The sequence below is a fragment of the Streptomyces sp. NPDC001093 genome (assembly GCF_040298985.1).
In the GTDB taxonomy this organism is placed as follows: domain Bacteria; phylum Actinomycetota; class Actinomycetes; order Streptomycetales; family Streptomycetaceae; genus Streptomyces.
Map to the genome: position 1 here is coordinate 1 of NZ_JBEPBF010000013.1, position 16,336 is coordinate 16,336.

Annotated in this window: 16 protein-coding genes; 9 read left to right on the forward strand and 7 right to left on the reverse strand. The window is 72.6% G+C overall.

The genetic code is table 11. The features are described 5' to 3' along the window. The first annotated feature begins 855 nt into the window (after window positions 1-855). Window positions 856-1,524, forward strand: a complete 669-nt coding sequence (locus tag ABT288_RS09220) for an HAD family hydrolase (protein ID WP_351604364.1) — start codon at window positions 856-858, stop codon at window positions 1,522-1,524. Window positions 1,525-1,545: 21 nt separating this feature from the next. Here ABT288_RS09220 and ABT288_RS09225 read toward each other — a convergent pair whose 3' ends face one another. After that, complete coding sequence (locus ABT288_RS09225) at window positions 1,546-2,529, reverse strand: peptidoglycan-binding domain-containing protein (protein ID WP_351604366.1); 984 nt, start codon at window positions 2,527-2,529, stop codon at window positions 1,546-1,548. 142 nt (window positions 2,530-2,671) lie between these two features. Here ABT288_RS09225 and ABT288_RS09230 point away from each other — a divergent pair, with 142 nt between their 5' ends. After that, the gene (locus ABT288_RS09230) at window positions 2,672-4,711 is read left to right on the forward strand and encodes a DHA2 family efflux MFS transporter permease subunit (protein ID WP_351604368.1); all 2,040 of its coding nucleotides are present in this window, start codon (window positions 2,672-2,674) and stop codon (window positions 4,709-4,711) included. On the opposite strand, the gene ABT288_RS09235 is transcribed toward ABT288_RS09230, so the two are convergent. Further along, the gene (locus ABT288_RS09235; protein ID WP_351604369.1) at window positions 4,704-5,210 is read right to left on the reverse strand and encodes a GNAT family N-acetyltransferase; all 507 of its coding nucleotides are present in this window, start codon (window positions 5,208-5,210) and stop codon (window positions 4,704-4,706) included. The genes ABT288_RS09230 and ABT288_RS09235 overlap by 8 nt on opposite strands. A gap of 51 nt (window positions 5,211-5,261) precedes the next feature. Here ABT288_RS09235 and ABT288_RS09240 point away from each other — a divergent pair, with 51 nt between their 5' ends. The 4 genes from ABT288_RS09240 to ABT288_RS09255 all read left to right on the forward strand — a co-directional run bounded on the left by ABT288_RS09240 (window position 5,262) and on the right by ABT288_RS09255 (window position 7,907). Next, window positions 5,262-5,984 (forward strand): helix-turn-helix transcriptional regulator, encoded by a 723-nt coding sequence (locus tag ABT288_RS09240; RefSeq protein WP_351604370.1) that lies wholly within the window; start codon window positions 5,262-5,264, stop codon window positions 5,982-5,984. A 50-nt stretch (window positions 5,985-6,034) separates the two neighbouring features. Further along, entirely contained in the window at window positions 6,035-6,457 is a 423-nt protein-coding gene (locus ABT288_RS09245; RefSeq protein ID WP_351604372.1) for a nuclear transport factor 2 family protein, read from the forward strand. 77 nt (window positions 6,458-6,534) lie between these two features. Continuing rightward, a complete protein-coding gene (locus tag ABT288_RS09250; protein WP_351604374.1) occupies window positions 6,535-7,140 on the forward strand; it encodes a hypothetical protein in 606 nt (201 codons plus the stop codon). A gap of 5 nt (window positions 7,141-7,145) precedes the next feature. Beyond that, the gene (locus tag ABT288_RS09255) at window positions 7,146-7,907 is read left to right on the forward strand and encodes a hypothetical protein (RefSeq protein ID WP_351604376.1); all 762 of its coding nucleotides are present in this window, start codon (window positions 7,146-7,148) and stop codon (window positions 7,905-7,907) included. Here the strand turns inward: ABT288_RS09255 and ABT288_RS09260 are convergent. Continuing rightward, the gene (locus ABT288_RS09260; protein WP_351604378.1) at window positions 7,896-8,321 is read right to left on the reverse strand and encodes a DnaJ family domain-containing protein; all 426 of its coding nucleotides are present in this window, start codon (window positions 8,319-8,321) and stop codon (window positions 7,896-7,898) included. The two genes, ABT288_RS09255 and ABT288_RS09260, sit on opposite strands and share 12 nt — an antisense overlap. A 103-nt stretch (window positions 8,322-8,424) precedes the next feature. Here ABT288_RS09260 and ABT288_RS09265 point away from each other — a divergent pair, with 103 nt between their 5' ends. Next, window positions 8,425-8,817, forward strand: coding sequence for an FHA domain-containing protein (locus ABT288_RS09265; protein WP_351604380.1), 393 nt, complete (start codon window positions 8,425-8,427; stop codon window positions 8,815-8,817). Window positions 8,818-8,847: 30 nt separating this feature from the next. On the opposite strand, the gene ABT288_RS09270 is transcribed toward ABT288_RS09265, so the two are convergent. The 3 genes from ABT288_RS09270 to proP all read right to left on the reverse strand — a co-directional run bounded on the left by ABT288_RS09270 (window position 8,848) and on the right by proP (window position 12,160). Then, window positions 8,848-9,519 carry an O-methyltransferase gene (locus ABT288_RS09270; RefSeq protein WP_351604382.1) on the reverse strand — a complete coding sequence of 224 codons (672 nt, stop codon included), beginning with the start codon at window positions 9,517-9,519 and terminating at the stop codon, window positions 8,848-8,850. Between the two features lie 47 nt (window positions 9,520-9,566). Continuing rightward, on the reverse strand, window positions 9,567-10,673 hold the full coding sequence (locus ABT288_RS09275; RefSeq protein ID WP_351604384.1) for a DUF2330 domain-containing protein: 1,107 nt from the start codon (window positions 10,671-10,673) through the stop codon (window positions 9,567-9,569). A 143-nt stretch (window positions 10,674-10,816) separates the two neighbouring features. After that, on the reverse strand, window positions 10,817-12,160 hold the full coding sequence (proP, locus tag ABT288_RS09280) for a glycine betaine/L-proline transporter ProP (protein WP_351604559.1): 1,344 nt from the start codon (window positions 12,158-12,160) through the stop codon (window positions 10,817-10,819). 427 nt (window positions 12,161-12,587) lie between these two features. On the opposite strand from proP, the gene ABT288_RS09285 reads away from it, so the two are divergent. Further along, window positions 12,588-14,648, forward strand: a complete 2,061-nt coding sequence (locus tag ABT288_RS09285) for a bifunctional glycosyltransferase 87/phosphatase PAP2 family protein (RefSeq protein WP_351604386.1) — start codon at window positions 12,588-12,590, stop codon at window positions 14,646-14,648. Continuing rightward, window positions 14,645-15,070, forward strand: a complete 426-nt coding sequence (locus ABT288_RS09290) for a hypothetical protein (RefSeq protein ID WP_351604388.1) — start codon at window positions 14,645-14,647, stop codon at window positions 15,068-15,070. Before ABT288_RS09285 ends, ABT288_RS09290 begins: the two co-directional genes overlap by 4 nt. A 9-nt stretch (window positions 15,071-15,079) precedes the next feature. Here ABT288_RS09290 and ABT288_RS09295 read toward each other — a convergent pair whose 3' ends face one another. Beyond that, window positions 15,080-16,249 carry a steroid 3-ketoacyl-CoA thiolase gene (locus ABT288_RS09295; RefSeq protein WP_351604390.1) on the reverse strand — a complete coding sequence of 390 codons (1,170 nt, stop codon included), beginning with the start codon at window positions 16,247-16,249 and terminating at the stop codon, window positions 15,080-15,082. Window positions 16,250-16,336: the final 87 nt, after the last annotated feature.

Consider the following 16,336-nt stretch of genomic DNA (forward strand, 5'->3'; position numbering starts at 1 on the left):
GCGGCTTCTTCTTCCCCATGCTCTCCATGATGGACATCATCCTTCTGGGACCGAAGCCCCTGATCTGCGATGTCCGTCAAAGCGGATCAAGCCCACTTCGTCCTGACCCGGGCCTGGCTGTGTCTCTGCCCTGACCCTGACCCTGACCCGGCCCTGGCTCGGCTCGGCCTTGACCGGGCCCCTGACCCGGCCCTGGCCAGGGCCCGGGCCGGAGCTCCAGCCCCGGGCCGAGCCCCAGCCGCGACCCCTGACTCCGGCCCAGCCTCAGCCCGCGTTCCGACCCCGGCCCGAGCCCGAGCCTCAGGCCGAGCCCTTGCCCCGAGCCCGATCCTCAGGCGGAGCCCTTGCCCCGGCCCCGGCCCCGGGCTGAGCCCTAGCCCCGGCCCGGCTCGGGGCCGAGCCTTAGTCGCGGCCCCTGACTCCGGCCCCAGCCTCAGCCCCGGTTCCGACTCCGGCCCCAGCCCCGGCGCCCCGGCCCTGACCCCAACCCCGGCCTTGACCCCGCCCCAGCCCGAGTCCGATCCTCAGGCCGATCCCCAGCCCCAGCCCCGGTCCCTGACTCCGGCCGTAGCCTCAGCCCCCGGTCCTGGCCCCGGCCCGAGCCCGAACCCAAGTCTCAGAGCGAGCCCCGGCCCCAGCCCGAGCCTCAGGTCGATCCCCAGCCCAGCCCTGGCCACCGCCCCGGCCGCCCCCCCGAGCTGAACGCTCGGTGAACCCTCTCGGAATGCGGTGGCGGGATCGGCCCCGGGTTTTGTACCGTGGAGGAACAAAGTGGCTCCCGCCCGTTTTCCCTGACCGGCGGGCGGGGCCGCCTTGTCCCTCCCTTCGGGGTCTTTTTCGTTCCTGGAGCTGCCGATGACGGCCACCGCCACGCCCACCGTCCTCACCGCCCGTGCCCTCCTGCTCGACATGGACGGCACCCTGGTCAACTCGGATGCCGTCGTCGAGCGCATCTGGCGCCGCTGGGCCGAGCGGCACGGGCTGGACGGTGACGAGGTGATGAAGGTGGTCCACGGCCGGCAGGGTCACGCCTCCATGGCCGTACTGCTGCCCGACCGGCCCATGGAGCAGAACCTCGCCGACAACGCGCGCATGCTCGCCGAGGAGACCGCCGACACCGACGGCGTGGTCGAGATCCCCGGCGCGAGCGCCTTCCTCGCGTCCCTGCGCGGTCTCCCGCACGCCCTGGTGACCTCCGCCGACGTCCCGCTGTCCACCGCGCGGATGAACGCCGCCGGGCTGCCGCTGCCCGAGATCCGCGTCACCGCCGAGTCGGTGGGCGCGAGCAAGCCCGATCCCGAGGGGTTCCTGAAGGGCGCCGCCGAGCTGGGCGTGGATCCGGCGGACTGTGTCGTCTTCGAGGACTCCGGCGCGGGGATCGCCGCGGGGCGCTCCGCGGGGATGACGGTGGTGGGGGTCGGGCCCCGCGCCGCTCTGCACGGACCTGACGTGGTCGTGCCGGATCTCACGCAGGTGCGGGTCGAGGCGACGGGCGACGGGACGATCCGGCTGCACATCGGCTGACGCGGCGTTCCCGCCCGCCCCTCACGGCTCCCGCGTCTCCGCCTCCAGGCTCTTCCGGGTCGCCGGTCCGTACACCCCCAGGGTGTCGCCCCGGACGCCCCGGGCCAGTTGGTAGGTGCGTACGGCGTCCTCCACCGGGCGGGTGAAGTCGCCGTCGATCTGGTCGCCGTAGAGGTTCAACTGCCGTAGCCGCTGCTGGAGTTCGGTCACCTCCGGGCCCTGGTCGCCGAGGTGCAGCACCGGTGCGACGGCCGGGGTGGTCCGCGGGGCGGCGGAGGCGGTTGTGGAGGCCGGGCTGGACGGGACGGCGGGCGGAGACGGGGACGGGGACCGGGACGGGGGCGGCGATGTGGACGGTGTGGCCGGCGGGCTCGGGGGGCCGGCCGATGCGGTGGGCGGTGGCACCGGCCGGTGCGACGGGGCCGGGGAGGACGGCGCCGGCGGCGACGCCGGGACCGGTGTGCTCACCTCCGGGACGCTCTGCCTGACCTCCTGGGCCGCCCGGTCCCGGGACGGCGCGTGATACGCGAACAGCCCGCTCGCGAACCCGGCCGCCGCGAGCGCCGTGCCGGCGGCCGCGGCACACAGGAGGACGGTGGTGCCTCGCCGGTTCGGCCACGGTGGCTCGTGCTGCGGCTGGGATGGATCGTCGTTCGGCTGCAGCGCCGCTGTGGCTGGTCGCTCCCCCAAGTTCTCGGCTGCGCTCGAACCCGGGGGGACCCCCATCGCGGCGGAGCCGCATATCAAAGCACGGCCCCGTGCCCCTTCGGGGCGCTTCCCCTCGAGCTCCGACACCGCGCGTAACGGAAGCGTGGTCTCGGCGGGCTCGACCTTCACATACGGCCGTATCCGCAGCGGGTCGAAGTCCTCCGCCGCTGCCGCCTCGGCCGTGCGCGTCTCGCGCAGGGCCTCGGCCGCGCGCTCGGTGCAGTCGCAGGACGGGCTCAGGTCCGGACCCCTCGGTGCCCCGCACTCCGGGCAGCTGCGGCCCTCGGAATCACTCACGCGTTCGCCCCTCCCCTCACGAACCACCGACACTATGCGCAACTTCTTCGCATCCGCCGCCCGAAACGCGGGACTCGACAGGCCATGAACGGTGACTCCGACCACGATGGAGTCAGGTGCATCCGAGCCCCGGGAGGTCTCCATGGCCCTGGACACGCACGGCACGGAGAAGGAGATCAAGGCCGCCGAGCACGTCTCCGGCAACGTGATGGTCTCGATCGGCGCCCTGCTCCTCGGGCTGCTGCTCGCCGCGCTCGACCAGACGATCGTCTCGACCGCGCTGCCCACCATCGTCAGCGATCTCGGCGGTCTCGAGCACCTGTCGTGGGTCGTCACCGCCTACTTGCTGGCCTCGACCGCCGCGACCCCGCTGTGGGGCAAGCTCGGCGACCAGTACGGGCGGAAACGGCTGTTCCAGGCCGCCATCGTGATCTTCCTCGTCGGCTCGGCCCTGTGCGGCATGGCGCAGAACATGGGCGAGCTGATCGGGTTCCGGGCGCTGCAGGGCCTGGGCGGTGGCGGACTGATGGTGCTGTCGATGGCGATCGTCGGCGACATCGTGCCGCCGCGTGACCGCGGGCGGTACCAGGGGCTGTTCGGGGCCGTGTTCGGGGCGACCAGCGTGCTGGGCCCGCTGCTCGGCGGGCTGTTCACCGAGCATCTGAGCTGGCGCTGGGTGTTCTACGTCAACCTGCCCGTCGGCGTCGTCGCGCTCGCCGTGATCGCCACCGCCCTGCACATCCCGCGCCGCACCGCGCACCACGTCATCGACTACCTCGGTACGTTCCTGATCGCGTCCGTCGCCACCTGCCTGGTGCTGGTCGCCTCCCTCGGCGGGACGACCTGGGCCTGGGGCTCGGCGCAGATCATCGGGCTGGCCGTGCTGGGCGTCCTGCTGGCCGTGGCGTTCGTCGCCGTGGAGCGCCGGGCCGACGAACCGGTGCTGCCGCTGAAGCTGTTCGGCATCCGCACCTTCACCCTGGCCGCCGTCATCAGCTTCATCGTCGGCTTCGCCATGTTCGGCGCGATGACCTACCTGCCGACCTTCCTGCAGGTCGTGCACCGGGTTTCGCCGACCGTGTCCGGAGTGTACATGCTGCCCATGGTCGCCGGCCTGCTGCTGTCGTCCACGGTCTCCGGGCAGATCGTCAGCCGCACCGGCCGCTGGAAGGTGTTCCCGCTCACCGGCACCGCCGTCACCACCATCGGCCTGCTCCTCCTGCACCGGCTCGACGAACACAGCTCCACCGCCGAGATGAGCGCCTACTTCTTCGTGTTCGGCCTCGGCCTCGGCCTGGTCATGCAGGTGCTCGTCCTCATCGTGCAGAACGCGGTGTCGTACGAGGACCTGGGCGTCGCCACCTCCGGCGCGACCTTCTTCCGCTCCATCGGCGCCTCCTTCGGCGTGGCGATCTTCGGCACGGTGTTCGCGAGCCGCCTCGGCGACAAGCTCGCCGCCGCCCTCCGGGGCGTGCACCTGCCCCCGGGCGCGTCCGCGAACTCCCTCAAGTCCGACCCGCGCGGCATCGCCGCCCTGCCGCCCGCCCTGCGCCCGGCGGCCCTGCACGCGTACGCGTCCGCCATCACCGACGTCTTCCTCTACGCCGCCCCCGTCGCCCTCCTCGGCTTCCTGCTGGCCTGGTTCCTCAAGGAGGACCGGCTGCGGGGCTCGGTCACCGCGCCGGACGCCTCCGAGACCATCCCGCCCAACCCGGTCGAGCGGTCCTCCTACGACGAGTGCAGCCGCGCCCTGTCCCTGCTCGGCACCCGTGAGGGCCGCCGCGAGGTCTACCGGAAGATCACCGAACGGGCCGGGTACGACCTGCTGCCCGCCGCCAGCTGGATGCTGCTGCGCATCCGCAAGTACGGCTCCATCGAGCCGGGCGTGCTCGCCGAGCGCAGCCCCGTCCCGCTGGAGGCCGTCCTCGCCGCCGCCCGCCAGGTCGAGGAACGGCAGCTCGCCGAACGCCAGGGCCTGGACCTGTACTTGACCCCCTCCGGACGCGTGGTCGCGGAACGGCTCGCCAAGGCCCGCGAGGAGTCCCTCGCCGAACTCCTCGGCGACTGGTGGGAGCCCGGCCGTTCCACCGACCTGACCCAGCTCGTCAGGGAACTCACCGGCGAACTGTGCGGCACCGAGCGCGAGCGACCGCACAACGCGACGACCACCAGGGTCAGTTGAGCGCCAGCTCCTTGCGGAACCAGTGCTCGGCGTAGACGTCGTCGTTGTGCGGACCGGTCTCCGTGTAGCCGAGTCGGGCGTACAGGGTGCGCGCCTCGACCAGGTCGGAGCGGGTGTCCAGGATCAGCCGCCGGGCACCGAGGGCGCGGGCGGCCTCCTCGGCTGCGGCCACCAGCAGCGGAGCCCCGCCCCTGCCGCGCAGCTGCTCGTACACGAACACCCGGGTCAGTTCCGCCGTGTCCGGCTCCAGCAGCCGTACCCCCGCCGACCCGGCCGGCTCACCGTCGTACCGGCCGACGAGCAACTGCCCGGTGGGAGGCGCCAGTTCGGATCCCGTCGCGGCCGCGATCTCCCGCTCCAACTCGTCGGGGCCGGTACGACGGCCCTCGTGCAGCAGGTACCAGCGGTCGCTGACCTCCGTGTAGTACGCCCGCCACAGCGCGGCGGCGACCGGGGAGTCGTACGGTTCCGGGGCGATCGTCCACGTCATGCCGGCCATTGTCGGCGGCCGTCCCCGCACCGACGAGCGAATTTCCGCAGACTGTCTGCCGTGAACCGCACCGACCGTCTCTACGCCCTCGTCGAGGAACTGCGCGCCGCCGCTCCCCGGCCCCGCAGCGCCCGCGCGCTCGCCCGGCGCTTCGAGGTCAGCGTCCGCACCATCGAGCGGGACCTGGCCGCGCTGCAGCAGTCCGGGGTGCCCATCCACGCCGAGCCGGGCCGCAGCGGCGGCTATGTGCTCGACAGGGAGCGGACGCTGCCGCCGCTGACCATCACCCCGGCCGAGGCGACCGCCCTCGCCGTCGGGCTGCACACGCTCTCCGGGACCCCGTTCGCGGCGGACGCGCGCAGCGCGCTGCACAAGGTGCTGGCCGTGATGCCGGAACGGGAGCGCAGGGCGGCGGCCGAGCTGACCGAGCGGGTACGGCTGCTCGTCCCGGCCGCCCGCCCGGCGCGGCCCGCCGGACCCGTGGTGCCCGCCGCCCTGCGGGAGGCGCTCACCGCGGGCCGGGTGCTGCGGCTGCGGTACGCCGACGCCGCCGGCCGGATCACCGGACGGGACGTGGAACCGCTCGGCTTCCTCGGTGGCACCGAGCACTGGTACCTGGCCGGCTGGTGCCGGCTGCGCGACGCCCCGCGCGGCTTCCGGCTGGACCGGGTCCGCGAGGCCACCGCCCTGGACGAGCGGGCCCCGCACCGCGCCGTGGACCTCGCCGCCCTCGACACGCTCGGCTCCGACGTCGTACCGCTCGACGCGGCGACCGTGATGTGACGGCAATCACCGACAGGGGGGTGTCGCGGGCGGGGCGCAGGCTGATGCCCATGACATCGACATCGACCTCCCTGACGAGCTCCGCCGGTCTCACCCCCGCCACCGGCATCGCCCTCTTCGACCGCTGGACCGCGCTGTGGAACGGCGACTTCAGCGACCCGGAGGCGTTCCTCGCGCCCGGCTTCCGCATCCGTTTCGGCAACGATCCCGAGCGGGGCGCGACCACCGACGCGGTGCACGGCCCGGCCGGGATCCTCGGGCTGATCTCCGCCTTCCGCGAGGAGAAGCCCGGACTGCGCTTCACCGTCGACGGCACGCCGGTGGTGGACGGCGCGTCGGGCCGCACCGCCTGCTGCTGGTACGTGACCCTGCCGGACGGCACCCAGAAGAGCGGGATCGACCTGCTGGAGGTGGCGGACGGGCGTATCGCGGCGGTCCGGTCGGTGACCGGACTGCGCCGCTTCGCGGACTGATCACCGTTTGCGGCTCCCCTTCCGGGTCACCCGGAGGGGGAGCCGGCCGGTGGGGCCGGTCCGAGCGGAAGGCAACCATGTCCACAGGCATGATCGTGCTGGCCGTGATCGTGGTGGTCGTGATCATCGCCGCGGCCGCCTCCCCGGTTCTGCGCGGTCGCGGACGGTACGGCGGGCCCGGCCTGAGGCAGCGCTTCGGACCCGAGTACGAGCGGACCGTCGCCCTGCACGACGGGGACACCAGGGCCGCCGAACGGGAGCTGGCCGAGCGCGTCGAACGCCACGGTGGCCTGCGGGAACGGCCACTGGACCCGGCCGGGCGGGAGCATTACGCGGCCCGCTGGACGGCCGTGCAGGAACACTTCGTCGAGTCGCCGCGGCAGGCGGTGGCCGAGGCCGACCAGCTCCTCGCGGACGTCGCGGCCGCGCGCGGCTACCCGGACGGCGGGCGCTACGAGGAGCAGCTGGCCGCGCTGTCCGTGCACCACGCCGACCACGTGGACGGCTATCGGCAGGTGCACCGGGTGGCCCGTACGGGGGCGCGCGACGGGCTGACCGAGGCCGGCTCCGGGACCGAGGAGATGCGGACGGCGCTCGTCGGCGCACGCGCCCTCTTCGACGACCTGACCCACCCCTCCGGGGAGACCGGCAGCCGCTCCAGGAGCCGTACCAAGGAGGGTTGAGCACCATGTCGGACAGCAAGAGCCGCCGCCGCGAGGACGAGGACTGGACCCCGGAGGACATGCCCCTGGGCCACCGCACACCGACAGAGTCCCTGCCGGAGGAACGGCTCCCCGGCGAACCGCCGCCGACGGGGGCCCCATCCCGCCTCCCCGGCTCGATCGGCCCCGGCAGGGACGGCCTCACAGCCGACGACCTCACCCCGGAGGACACGCCTCCACACCCACCGGGCCCCGCGGACATCGACGGCGGTACGGCGAGCGGCGCCGGCATACCGGGCGAGAGGCGTGTGCCCGGCGAGGGCGGTGGGGCCTACGAGAGTCCTATGCCCGACGACGGGCTGGGGGTTCCGTCCCCCGGGGACGTGACCGCGCGTGAGGCGCGCACCACCGAGTCCACCGCGCCGGACGCCTGGCCGACGGCACCCGGCGGCGCCGCATCCGGCCGTGTCGGTGAGACGGCGCCCGCTCCCTCCGGCACCGGCGCGCCCCTGCTGCCCCACGACGAGACCGACCGCTGGGAGCAGCGGATGCGGCAGCTGGCGGCCGGGTTCGTGGACGAGCCCCGGCGCGCGGTCGAGCAGGCCGATCACGTGGTCGAGGAGATCGCGGGGCGGTTCGAAGAGGCTGTGGAGCGGCGCCGGCGTACGCTGCGGCGGTCCTGGGAGGCCTCCGAGGACCGCGGATCCGGCTCGGACACCGACACCGAGCAGCTCAGGCTGGCGCTGCGCGACTACCAGGAGCTGGCCGGCCGCCTGCTACACCTCTGACGACCCCTTGGCGGCAGCCCTGCGCTGCCGCCACTCGCGCACGACCTCCTCGACGTCGTACGGCTTCTTGCCCAGCGGGGGACCGGGCGGCGGCTTGAACATCATGTCCTTGATCTTGACGTTGACGTCCTCGATGATCTTCCGCGCGATCCGCTCCGACGGCGCCGCGTAGGCCGCCGCGAGCGCGTCCTCGGCCTCCTTGCGCAGGGCGAGGGCGGGCGGCAGGACGGACAGGCCCTCGCGCACCATCTTCCGCTTGACCCACCACAGTTCGTCGTAGGTGGAGTCCAGTCCGGCGGGCAACGGCTCACCCGTGCCCGGCAGCCGCTCGAACTCACCCCGTCCCTGCGCGTCGCGGATCTGCTTGTCGGCCCAGGACTCGAACGGCACACCCGGTGGCTTTCGCTCGGTCATGAACCCATTGTGCCGGACGCGGCCCCGCCGGGCGTTTTATCATGCGGCGGCGGCACCTCGATCCGGCCGCCGCACCACGAAGGTCGTACAGGGGGAAACGCTCGTGCTCGAACTCACCATGGCCACCGTCTCCGGGGCCGACGCGGGTGCCACGGCCGGCATGACGATGGCCGAGGCGCCGAGCGAGCCGGGCGCCGTGCTCCGGGTCGGCCGCGACGCGTCCGTGTGCCGGCTGGTCACCCCCGAGGACTGGCTGTTCGTCTCGCGGGTGCACCTGGAGTTCCAGTGCACCCCGGACGGCGGCTGGCAGTTGAGCTGGCTGCGCGGTTCGCAGGCCGAGCCGTCGTCCGAAGTGCGGCTGCTGGTGGGGGAGTACGCGCAGCCCGTCGGCTACGGCGCGACCGTACCGCTGCCGCACGGCGGGTCCGGCGAGATCGTCGTCCAGGACCGCACCGCGCCGCGCAGCGTCAACGTCGGCTTCTACCACGAGGTCTGAGCCCCCAGCCGGGCGACGGGCGGGGGCCGCTCAGTCCAGTACCCGGGCCAGCGCGAACCCGTCGTACCCCTTGCTGCCGACCGTCTGGATCGCGGTGCCGCTCAGCCTCGGATGGGTGGCGATCAGCTCGATCGCCGCGCGCGTGCCCACGACGTCGGGCTCGGTGCTGCGCTCGTCGACGACCCGGCCGCCGCGCACCACGTTGTCCACGACGATCAGGCTGCCGGTGCGGGTGAGCCGCAGCGCCCACTCCACGTAGTGCGCGTTGTTGGCCTTGTCGGCGTCGATGAACACCAGGTCGAACGGGGCCGGGTTCTCGTCGGCGAGCTTGGGCAGCGACTCCAGGGCCGGGCCCACCCGCACCTCCGCGATCCGGTCCAGGCCGGCCCGGGCGAGGTTCCGGGTGGCCACCTCCGCGTGCCTGGCGTTGTACTCCAGCGACACCAGTCTGCCGTCCTCGGGCAGGGCCCGGGCCAGCCAGATCGTGCTGTAACCGCCGAGTGTGCCGATCTCCAGGATGTGCCGCGCGCCCTGCACCTGGGCGAGCAGCTGGAGGAACTTGCCCTGTGCCGCCGAGACGGCGATGTGCGGCAGACCGGCCGCGTCGTTCTCCCGCAGGGCCGCCTGCAGCGCCTCGTCATCGGGGGCGAGTCGGCTGGTGAAGTAGTCATCGACGTCGTCCCAGAGCTGGGAGTCGCTCATGCTCCTGCTGCCTTTCCCGAGTGCCTGCCGTTCCCGCTGACATCGTCTCAGCCGACGGGCGCGGACGGGGTGATCATCGACGGATTCACCGGCCGCCGGGAGCGCCGTACGACGATCACGACGCCGGCGGCCGCCACCGTCAGGAGCACGCCGGCCACGGTGAGCAGCCAGGCCGGGACCCCGGCGACCTCGCGCAGCCGGTCGTCGTAGCTCACCTGCTGCACCGGGGTGTCGGTGGCGGCCCGGCGCAGCTCGTGGTCGCCGGAGATGCGGTCGGGCTCGGGGAACCGCTGGGTGAGGGCGGTCAGGTACGGCGTACCGGCGGCCAGCTCGCCGAGGGTCCCGCCGTGTGCGTGGACCCGGCCCGCGAAGACCACGCTGGGCGCGAGGCCGCCGATCGTGGTGCGGGTCTCCATGCGGTGGGCGGCGAGGACGTACAGGCCGAGCGACTGCGGGGTGCGGGCGAGGCGGGAGAGACGCATCGGGTACACCGGGCGGTCGGCGGAGAAGGTGAGGTGGAGGGGGTCCAGCGCGCCGTGCAGGGCGGAGTCCCGGGTGTCCGGGGCGAGGCGGACGGCCACGTACTCCCAGTGCATGTCGACGTACGGCCGCAGGGCCGTCCGCAGGCGGGCGGGCAGGGAGAAGCCGTGGGCGTGCAGCCAGTCGCCGAGGGCGGCCGGGTCGGTGGCGGTCAGCCGGGCCACGTCGAAGGGCCCGAGCCGCTGGCGGCCGACCACGTCCACGCCGCCGGCGGCGGGTGGTGCGGCGGCGCCGGCGGAGTTGTCGTAGCCGTGGAGGGGCCAGTCGCCGTTTTTCGGCCAGAAGTGGTACCGGGTGCGGTGGACGGGCTGGATGGCCCTGGAGAGCTGGTCGAAGAGGGCGGGGTCGCCGAGACGGACGGTCGCCCGGTGCGGGACGGGCATGATCCAGGCGGCGTGCCGCGCGTCGCCGTTCACCGTCAGCCGCATCACGATCTGCTCCTGGCGGCCGTCCCAGCGGAGCACGGACTGCTCCTGGGCGACGGATATCTCCGTCGCCGGGTCCGGCACCATCGCCCCGCAGCCGCAGGCGTAGGCCGGGGCGACGAGCCAGCTCAGCTGGATACCGAGGAGGGCGAGGACGAGGGCGACTATGCGAGCGCGGGCGTTTTCCACAGGGCAACAGACGGTGCTGCCCTTGTCATCGGTTCCGGGCGTGTCCGGCGTGCGGCGACCGCAACTCCCCAGGGGGCGCGGGGAACTGCGCGATCAGCCCCCACGCACCCGCACCCGGCATACACCCCGCGCCCCTGCGGCGCTCACCGCTGCTCCACCGCCGGGGCGGAACCCGGCAACGGCCGCCCCGCCGACTCCGACATCCGCCACACCGCGAACCCGCCCACGACAGCCGCCGCCATCATGTAGTACGCGGGCATCATCATGTTCCCGGTCGCCCCGATCAGCGCCGTGACCACCAGCGGAGTCGTCCCGCCGAACAGCGACACCGACACGTTGAACCCGATGGACAGGGACCCGTACCGCACCCGCGTCGGGAAGAGAGCGGGCAGCGCGGCCGGCATGGCCGCCGTGAAGCAGACCAGCAGCAGACCCAGCGCGCCCATGCCCAGCGCGACGGCGAGCAGGCTGCCCTGGCGGATCAGCAGCAGGGCCGGGACGGAGAGGAACAGGAAGCCCGCGCAGCCCGCCGCGATCACCGGGCGGCGGCCGACCCGGTCGGTCAGCGCGCCCGCGAACGGCTGGACGACCATCATCAGGGCCATCACGCCCAGCACGACCAGCAGCCCGTGCGTCTCGTCGTACTTCAGCTCACTGGTGAGGTAGCTCGGCATGTACGACAGCAGCATGTAGTCGGTGACGTTGAAGACCAGCACCAGGCCCATGCACAGCAGCAGCGCCTTCCACTGGCCGGCCACCATCTCGCGCAGCGGCACCTTCGGCCGCGCGGCCTCCGCCTTCTCCACCTCGGCCGCGAACGCCGGGGTCTCCTCGAGCCGCATCCGCAGATACAGGCCGATGATGCCCATCGGACCGGCGATGAGGAACGGGATGCGCCAGCCCCACGACACCAGATCGTGCGAGGACAGCAGCGCGGTCATCAGGGTGACCAGACCCGCGCCGCCGATGTAGCCCGCCAGCGTGCCGAACTCCAGCCAGCTGCCGAAGAAGCCGCGCCTCTTGTCGGGGGCGTACTCGGCGATGAAGGTGGAGGCACCGGCGTACTCGCCGCCGGTCGAGAAGCCCTGCACCAGCCGGGCGGCCAGCAGGAGCAGCGGCGCGCCCACGCCGATCGAGGCGTACGACGGGATCAGGCCGATCGCGAACGTGCCCGCCGCCATCATGATCATCGTGACGGCGAGCACCTTCTGACGGCCCACGCGGTCGCCCAGCGGACCGAAGACCATGCCACCGAGCGGCCGGACCAGGAAGGCCGCCGCGAAGGCGCCGAAGGTCGACAGCAGCTGCGCGGTCGGGTTGCCGGACGGGAAGAAGACCTTGCCCAGGGTGACCGCGATGTAGCTGTAGACACCGAAGTCGAACCACTCCATCGCGTTGCCGAGCGCGGCCGCCTTCACGGCGCGCCTGACGAGCGCGGGGTCGGTGACGGTGAGGTCACGGGCCGTGGAGGCCCGCCGGGTCTTCACGAGGGACGGGGAGACGGCTGTGGCGGTCGCCAAAACGGGGCTCGCCTACCTTTCGACGGGGACAGGAACGCGGTCCGCACGGCGACACTGCCGGAATTCGGGCCGAAAAGTGACCATAGGCGGACTTGGGCACTTTACGTCACGTATGCGGTTAGCTGCATACTGCACCCAAACGATGCATACGCAGGTACGTCTGCCCACTCAGGTCCAGCCATTCCGGTCCCGCGCTGTGATCCTTCTCGCGCCCCGGCCGGGCAACCGCCCATGCCCCCGTCTATCGTCTTCCGGACAAAAGGAGAACGGACGTCAGGTGAAGCGTTGGTTTCCCGCGTCCTTCTCCGGGGGGTTGGGACCCTCATAGGGTTCTCAGAGGAATCCGGCGGCGTGACCGGCGCCGGGACCGAACGGGGCGGGAGGCCGACGAGGCGTGGCGAACGTGGAGCACAGCGGGCGACCAGTGGACACCTTCGGCAGGGCCCCGGCCGAGGCGAGGCTGCGCGCGGCGCGGCTCGCCCTGTGGGCGGTCGCCGCGATCCTGGCGATACGGCAGCTGACCGTCGTCCTCACCACGCCGAGCGGCGAGCGGCTGACCGACCTGGAGACCTGGGTCGGCCCCCACGGCGTGCTGCATGTGAACGGCTCGATCTACGACTCGACCCGGTTCACCGGCACGCCCCTCGGCGGTCTGGTCCTCAAACCCCTCACGCGCTCCGCTCAAGCCGCGCTCGGCTGGGGCTGGACCTTCGGCACCCTGCTGCTGGTCGTCGCGCTCGGTCTGGTGGCGGCCCGCGCGCTGCCCCAGCCGGTCGGCCGCCGCACCTCCCTGCTGGCCGCGCCGATCGCGATCAGCCTGCTCATGCTGTCGCTGCCGGTACGCAACGCCCTGTGGCTGGGCCAGACCAGCATCATCCCGGTCCTGCTCGTCCTGCTCGGCTGCTTCACCGTACGCGGCGAACGCGGGAGCGGGGTGTGCATAGGCCTGGCCGCCGCTCTGCAGCCGACCATGCTGCTGTTCGCCCCGCTGCTGTGGTTCACCGGCCGCCGCCGGGCCACCGCCGCCACGGCCGGCACCTTCGCCGCCTGCACCGCGCTCGCCTGGGCGGCGCTGCCGCACGACTCGTACACGTACTGGGTGCACCACATGGCCGGGACGGGCCTCGGCGGCAAGGCCGACGCTCTCGGCAACCAGTCCCTGCACGGCGCCCTGCTCCGCCTGGGCGTGAGCGGCCCGCTGGAGATCGGCCTCTTCCTGGTGCTGAGCGCCGCCGTCGCCGCGCTCGCCCTGCGCCGCGCCGTCCGCTACGCGCACGACGGCCAGCTGCTGCTCGCCGTGGCCGTCACCGGCTGCGCCGTCGTCGCGGTGTCTCCCACCGCCTGGCAGCACCAGGTGCTGTGGGTGCTGCTCGCGATGGTCGGCCGGGTCGGCAGGCGGGCCTCCGACCGCTACGTATGGCCCGTCGCCATGATCCTGGTGACCACCCTGCCGGCCAAGATGATGCTGCCGAACATGGCGGTGATGCACCCGCTGCGCGACAACCTCGTCCTGCTCGCGGCGCTGGCCGCCGCCACGGCCGTACCGTTCCTGTCCCGGACGTCCCCCCACTACCAGATCCCGATCCCGGCGGAGTACGCCCCACCGGTCCCGGCCCGCTTCCGCCACATCCCCCTGCTCCCCTTCCTCCGCCGCGTCCTCAGCCGCCCGAACCTCCTCCTGGAGCTGCTGCTCATCCGGGTCGTCTACGCCGCCTACTCGCAGGTGCGGCTCGCCGCGACCGGCGGCACCGTCTCCGGCGGCCGGGCCCGCGCCGAGCACCACGGCCACATCGTCCTCGACACAGAGCGTGTCCTGCACATAGACATCGAGCACCGGGCCAACCACGCCGTCGTGAAGATCGAATGGCTGCGGGACTTCTTCAACTTCTACTACGAGTCCTTCCACTTCATCGCGCCCCTGACGATCCTCGCCGTCCTCTACTGGCGCCGCCCCGTCGACTACCGCTGGGCCCGCGCCTCCCTCGGGTTCGCCACCTTCCTCGCCCTGATCGGCTTCTGGCTCTTCCCGCTGGCCCCGCCGCGCCTGATGCCGGGTCTCGGCGTGATCGACACCGTCCACGGCGTCCAGGACTTCTCCAAGCCCGACTACGGCACCCTCACCGCGCTCACCAACCAGTACGCGGCGATGCCCTCGCTGCACTTCGGCTGGGCCCTGTGGTGCGGCCTGGTCATCGCGATCATCGCCCCGAAGTGGTGGATGAAGGCCCTCGGCCTCCTGCACCCCCTCTTCACCGTCTCGGCCATCGTCGCCACCGGCAACCACTGGGTGCTGGACGCGGTGGGCGGCGCGGCGGTGGTGAGCGCCGGCTTCGGGCTGTCGTACGTGTTCCAGGGCCCGCGGGCCCGGATCGCCACGGCAGCGGCGGCACGCCGGGAGTCCCCCGGCCAGGAGGTCGCGCGCCCGCCGCTCGCCGTGACGGAAGGGCAGCCGTGACGAAGCTCGTGTCGTTGCCCTCGGGCGGATCGGGAGAGAACCTCGACTGGTTCGCCACCTCCGGCCTCTTCGACGACGTGGCCGCGTTCATCCTCCGTCACGTGACGGACGCTCAGGTCCGGCGCGATGTCACCGCGGGCGCGGCATCGGGCCATGTGTTCGTCGGGGACCTTCCCGAACCCGATCGGACGAACGTCCTGACCGCCCTGCGTGACGCCTTCCCCCGCCATGTCGACGCCGAGATCTATCCCCCCGCGGTGACCGCCCGGATGGACGACCCGGACCTCTTCGTCGCCCGCGCGAAGTCGCTTGCGCAGATGGCCGGCAGAAGCATCGCGCTGCGCGCGACACCGGCCTGGATGCACCTGACCCGGCGGGACCGGTCCTCACCCTCGACCCCGCCGGCTTCACCGCCTTCGTGAACGTGGCCTCTACAACCGCTGAATGATCGTCCCGGTGGCCAGCCCACCGCCCGCGCACATGGTGATCAGCGCGAACTCCTTGTCCACGCGCTCCAGTTCGTGCAGGGCGGTGGTGATCAGGCGGGCGCCCGTCGCCCCCACCGGGTGACCCAGGGCAATCGCACCGCCGTTGACGTTGACCTTGTCCAGGTCCTGTTCGAAGACCTGCGCCCAGCTCAACACCACCGACGCGAACGCCTCGTTGATCTCGACCAGGTCGATGTCCTTCAGGGACATCCCGGCCTTGCCCAGCACCGCGCGCGTCGCGTCGATCGGGCCGTCGAGGTGGAAGTGCGGGTCGGCGCCCACCAGCGCCTGGGCGACGATCCGCGCCCGGGGCCTCAGCTTCAGCGCCCTGGCCATCCGCTTCGACGCCCACATGATGGCCGCCGCCCCGTCCGAGATCTGCGACGAGTTGCCCGCCGTGTGGACGGCCGTCGGCATCACCGGCTTCAGGCCGGCCAGCGCCTCCATGGACGTGTCGCGCAGCCCCTCGTCCTTGTCGACCAGGCGCCACATGCCCTGACCTGCGTACTGCTCCTCCTCGGTGGTCGGAACCTGCACGGCGAAGGTCTCGCGCTTGAAGCGTTCCTCGGCCCAGGCGAGGGCCGCCCGCTCCTGGGAGAGCAGGCCCAGCTTGTCCACGTCCTCCCTGCTCAACCCCCGGTGCCGCGCGATGCGTTCGGCCGCCTCGAACTGGTTCGGCAGGTCCACGTTCCACTCGTCCGGGAACGGCTTGCCGGGGCCGTGCTTCGACCCCGATCCCAGCGGGACCCGGCTCATCGCCTCGACCCCGCAGCTGATCCCGACGTCGATCACGCCCCCGGCGATCATGTTGGCCACCATGTGCGAGGCCTGCTGGGAGGAGCCGCACTGGCAGTCGACCGTCGTCGCCGCCGTCTCGTACGGCAGCCCCATCGTCAGCCAGGCCGTGCGCGCGGGGTTCATGGACTGTTCGCCGGCGTGGGTGACCGTGCCGCCGACGATCTGCTCGACCGCGTCGGCGGGGATGCCGGTGCGGCCGAGGAGTTCACGGTAGGTCTCGCCCAGGAGATAGGCGGGGTGCAGGTTGGCGAGCGCGCCGCCGCGCTTGCCGATCGGGGTGCGTACGGCTTCGACGATCACGGGTTCGGCGGCCATGGGTGCGGGTCCTCTCCGAGAGGGCTCTCCTCCAGAACTAGTACGCGTTCTAGTTCTGCCCAGCAGTCTGCTGACGTGATGTCCATC